This window comes from Flagellimonas marina (genome assembly GCF_042651185.1).
Lineage (GTDB): Bacteria > Bacteroidota > Bacteroidia > Flavobacteriales > Flavobacteriaceae > Flagellimonas > Flagellimonas marina.
Genome location: NZ_JBHSCL010000006.1, coordinates 1 through 4,839, shown reverse-complemented (window position 1 = coordinate 4,839; position 4,839 = coordinate 1). Strand labels below are relative to the sequence as shown.

Annotated in this window: 6 protein-coding genes; 5 read left to right on the top strand and 1 reads right to left on the bottom strand. The window is 42.3% G+C overall.

The genetic code is table 11. The annotated features are described in order from the left end of the window. The 5 genes from ACFOWS_RS11160 to ACFOWS_RS11140 form a co-directional block, all read left to right on the top strand. Positions 1 to 215 (top strand): mannonate dehydratase (locus ACFOWS_RS11160; protein ID WP_379764557.1); only part of this gene is annotated, 215 nt, incomplete at its 5' end. Beyond that, positions 212 to 1,612 (top strand): glucuronate isomerase, encoded by a 1,401-nt coding sequence (uxaC, locus tag ACFOWS_RS11155; RefSeq protein WP_379764555.1) that lies wholly within the window; start codon positions 212 to 214, stop codon positions 1,610 to 1,612. The genes ACFOWS_RS11160 and uxaC, both read left to right, overlap by 4 nt. Positions 1,613 to 1,639: 27 nt before the next feature. Then, positions 1,640 to 2,689 carry a PfkB family carbohydrate kinase gene (locus ACFOWS_RS11150; protein ID WP_379764553.1) on the top strand — a complete coding sequence of 350 codons (1,050 nt, stop codon included), beginning with the start codon at positions 1,640 to 1,642 and terminating at the stop codon, positions 2,687 to 2,689. 24 nt (positions 2,690 to 2,713) lie between these two features. Further along, positions 2,714 to 3,388, top strand: a complete 675-nt coding sequence (locus tag ACFOWS_RS11145) for a bifunctional 4-hydroxy-2-oxoglutarate aldolase/2-dehydro-3-deoxy-phosphogluconate aldolase (protein WP_379764551.1) — start codon at positions 2,714 to 2,716, stop codon at positions 3,386 to 3,388. A gap of 57 nt (positions 3,389 to 3,445) precedes the next feature. Next, positions 3,446 to 3,952, top strand: a complete 507-nt coding sequence (locus tag ACFOWS_RS11140) for a DUF1349 domain-containing protein (RefSeq protein WP_379764549.1) — start codon at positions 3,446 to 3,448, stop codon at positions 3,950 to 3,952. 588 nt (positions 3,953 to 4,540) lie between these two features. Here ACFOWS_RS11140 and ACFOWS_RS11135 read toward each other — a convergent pair. Continuing rightward, the coding region (locus ACFOWS_RS11135) for an NrtR DNA-binding winged helix domain-containing protein (RefSeq protein ID WP_449267392.1) at positions 4,541 to 4,839 on the bottom strand (299 nt) is incomplete at its 5' end.

Sequence of the window (4,839 nt, the reverse complement as noted above, 5' to 3'; positions counted from 1 at the left end):
ACGCGGTAATGTATGAACTGCTCAAAGAACAAATCAAGCGTGGCAAAAATAATACAAAGAACCACCGCATGCCCATGCGTCCAGACCATGGACATCAGATGTTGGACGATATACAGAAAAAAACAAACCCAGGATATTCAGCAATAGGTCGCTTACGGGGACTCGCAGAACTCAGGGGATTGATGTACGGAATTGAGAAAACCTTGGAGTCATGACATTTATAAAAGACAACTTTTTACTGGAGACACCATATGCAAAGCAATTGTATCACGATTATGCCAAGGAAATGCCCATCATTGACTATCATAATCACCTTTCTCCAGAGCAAATGGCCAATAACCATCAGTTCAAAAATATAACGGAGGCGTGGTTAGCTGGGGATCATTACAAATGGAGGGCAATGCGAACCTTGGGAATAGATGAGCATTACATTACCGGAGGGGCATCAGATGAAGAGAAGTTTCAAAAGTGGGCAGAAACCGTACCATTTACGCTCAGAAACCCCTTGTATCACTGGACCCATTTAGAGTTGCAACGTTACTTTGGTATTGAAAATTTGCTGACAGGGGCGAATGCAACGCAGGTTTACAAGAACGCCAGCCAACAACTCCAAAAAGGCAGTCATAGTGCTGTTGGTCTTTTACAACAGTTTGGTGTGGAAGTGGTTTGTACCACGGATGATCCTGTTGATTCGCTGGAGCATCATCAAAAAACAAAGAAGAACGGCATTTTTCCAAAAATGCTACCCTCTTTCCGGCCAGATAAGTTATATGCCATTGAAGATCACACTTCCTACAAATCGTATATAGAGCGTTTGGGTGAAGCGGCTGATATACAGATAAAATCTTATGGTGATTTAATAGAGGCCGCCAAGAAGAGAATCATGTTTTTTCATGAGAATGGGGGACGTCTTTCCGATCACGGATTGGAACAATTGTATCATTTTAAACCAAACACGTTTGATGCTGAGGTAATCTTTAAAAAGGTGGTCAATGGGGCAGATTTGATGCCTGATGAGATAGGCTATTTTAAGTTTGAAACCTTGATGCATCTTTGTCGGGAATATCATAGATTGGGTTGGGTGCAACAATTTCACCTAGGAGCACTTCGGAATACCAACACAAGAAAAATGGCACAATTAGGCCCTGATACCGGATTTGATTCCATAGGTGATTCTTCCCAAGCCAGCGGACTGGCCGGATTTTTAAATGAATTGGACACCACAGATCAACTGGCAAAAACCATACTCTATAATTTAAATCCTGCCTACAATGAAGTCTTCGCCACCATGATTGGAAATTTTAACGATGGTACCATAAAAGGTAAAATGCAATTTGGATCGGGGTGGTGGTATATGGATCAGTTAGACGGCATGGAAAAGCAGATAAATGCCCTTTCCAATATGGGATTCTTGAGCTGTTTTGTGGGAATGCTCACAGACTCAAGAAGTTTCCTTTCTTTTCCAAGACATGAATATTTCAGAAGACTTTTGTGCAATATTTTAGGAAATGATATAAAAAAAGGACTCTTGCCAAACGATATGGCTTATATAGGAGGTTTGGTGCAAGATATCAGTTACCGAAATGCCAAGGCTTATTTTAACTTTAAATAGAAGAAAATACATTTAAAAATCAACAGAATGAAAAAAAAAGTCATAACGTTCGGTGAGATCATGTTGCGACTCTCACCTCAAGGTTTTTTGAGGTTTTCCCAAGCCAACAATTTTGATGTGGTTTATGGAGGCGGTGAATCCAATGTGGCCATTTCATTATCCAATTATGGTGTGCCGGTTGAATTTGTGACCCGTTTGCCAAAAAATGATATCGGGGACTGTGCCCTCATGGAAATGCGAAAAAGAGGGGTTGGCACCGAACATATTGTGTTTGGTGGGGACCGTCTTGGAATCTACTTCTTGGAGACCGGTGCGGTAAGTAGGGGGAGTAAAGTGGTCTATGACCGTGCCCATTCGGCCATGGCCGAGATTACCAAAGGTATGGTGGACTGGGACACGGTGTTCAAAGGAGCAGAGTGGTTCCACTGGACGGGAATTACCCCGGCCATATCCCAAGGAGCTGCGGATGCCTGTATCGAAGCGGTCAAGTCTGCCAAAAAATTGGGACTTACCGTTTCCACGGACCTTAACTATAGGGCCAAGCTCTGGAAATACTGTGACGATGCCAAACGTGAGGAGATCATGTCCGAACTGACCTCATATTGTGATATTGTACTGGGCAACGAGGAAGATGCCGAGAAGCACTTTGGGATCAAACCGGAAGGGTTGGACATCACCACCCAAGGCGAGCATGTAAAGGCAGAAGCCTTTTTGTCGGTCTGTAAGCAGATGATAGAGCGTTTCCCCAATGCCAAAAAAGTGATCACTACCCTAAGAGGGTCCATATCCGCTTCACACAACACGTGGGCAGGAGTTTTGTATGACGGGAATACCATGTACAAATCCAGTGAGTACCAGATCACCCATATTGTGGACCGTGTAGGTGGTGGGGATTCGTTCATGGGAGGTCTCATTTATGGACTGCTCAAGTATCCCGAAGATGACCAGAACGCACTGGACTTTGCGGTGGCGGCTTCTTGCCTGAAACATACCATCAAAGGGGATGCGAACTTGGTAACGGTTGAAGAAGTTGAGAAACTCATGGGAGGAGATGCTTCCGGAAGGGTTGCCCGATAATAATCATATAACAAAAGAAGATATATGGCAAGGTACAGTAGATTGGAAGTGGCGAAGGTGATGCAGGAAACGGGCATGGTCCCGTTGTTCTATCACCCTGATGTGGAACTTGGAAAAAAAGTGCTCAAGGCATGTTACGATGGCGGGGCACGTTTGTTGGAATTCACGGCCCGTGGCGATTTTGCCTACGAGGTCTTTTCAGAACTCAACAAATACGCTTTGTCCGAACTCCCGGGTATGATCATGGGAGTGGGGTCCATTACGGATGCGTCAGCGGCCTCACTTTTTATACAAATGGGGGCAAACTTCATTGTGACCCCGTCATTGCGTGAGGACATTGCAGTGACCTGCAACCGCAGAAAGATAATGTATTCCCCGGGCTGTGGCAGTCTAACGGAAATCAACCGGGCGGAAGAGCTCGGTGTGGAGATCATTAAACTGTTCCCGGGATCCACCTATGGCCCCGGTTTCGTGAAGGCGATAAAGGGACCACAACCTTGGACCAGCATTATGCCCACCGGCGGTGTGAGCACGGAAACCGATAACCTGAAAGCGTGGTTTGCCTCTGGGGTGACCTGTGTGGGAATGGGATCTCAACTGATAAGTAATAGGATATTGGAATTGGCTGAATTTGATGAATTGGTCCAAAAGGTTGAAAATACCATCAAGTTGATTAAAGAGATAAAGGCAAGTCTCTAGCCAAGATTGATACTTCAATCTAGATGATAGAAGCAAAAAAAACAGAAAAAAGTGGATATGAGATGGTATAACGATCCTACAAAATGGAAGTTTATAGATAAGACGCTGGAATTTCAGGTTACACCTAAAACCGATTATTGGCAAAAGACCAGTTATGGATTTTGTGTGGATGATGGATCTTTTTATTACAGAGAGTGTGGAGGAGAATTCGAAGTAAATGTAAAGCTGACGGCCGATTATCGTTCTAGATACGACCAAGCAGGATTGATGCTTAGACTTGATCATGAGAATTGGGTTAAGACAGGTATTGAGTTTGTGGATGGAATATTTTATTTCAGTACCGTGTTGACCCATGGTCATAGCAACTGGAGTTTGGTTCCAATAAAGGAAAAATTTGAGTCAATTTGGATAAAGGGAATTAAAAGAAAAGATTCGTTTGAAATCCATTACTCCATGAATGGGAAGGGTTTCCAAATGGCATCATTGGTCCATATGCCCAAGCAAGGAGATATGAAGATTGGAATGATGGCAGCAAGCACGGATGGGAATGGATTTGTGGTATGATTTGAAAATTTTCATTTCCAACATCTTCCTGACTCAAATCGTATGGCTTGGTTGGAATCAAATCTATAGTCATTGTTCTAGCGAAAGAATTTAAGTCTTCCAAGACTTTAAGGATTCTTCCAATATCAATAATTATCAGTTCAATTTAATGGCAACTTATTACATTTGTTTTGTGAAAGTCAATTTTTCACATGAAGATGTCCCCAGGGATGTCCTGTTCAAGGAATGATTTTATAGAAAACTGGTTTATAAGTGGTTAGTAATCAAGGTTTTGGTTCTGCCACCCCGACTTTAATATATGAAAAACAGGCAATCAATTAATTGCCTGTTTTTTTGTTTAAGGCTAACTGCAGATAGCACCAATTCCAAGAAAAATGGCCTAAAAGGAAACCTTTAGGTGGTTTACCGCTTATAAAAAGCGTGGGATTTGGATTTCAGATTCGAATCGAGAACTGGTTAATTGTAATTACCTTTTATGTGGATTTAATGCTTAAGGATAAAAGATATTTAGCTACTCTGTGCCACAGAATAAAAATTAATCACCATCGAATGAGGGAAGTTGTGCCGCTAGGCTGTTTGAACCTCTTATTATTTTAATTTGTACAAAAATGGGCCGCCCTGTACTCCCTTTTTTTTCTTTCCGGTGTTCTCTAAAACATCCATCTGAAGTATCTGTTTTCTGAAATTCCGTCTATCTAGTTTTACATCCAAGATATCTTCATAAAGGCTTTGAAGCTCGTGCATGGTAAATTTCTTGGGTAACAGTTCGCCTACAATAAGTTTATGCTTTAGGTTGTTGCGGAGAAAGGAATAAGCTTCGCTAATCAGTTTTTCATGGTCATAGGCAAATTTGTCTGGAAGTTTATCTATGTCAAACCAGTCGATAC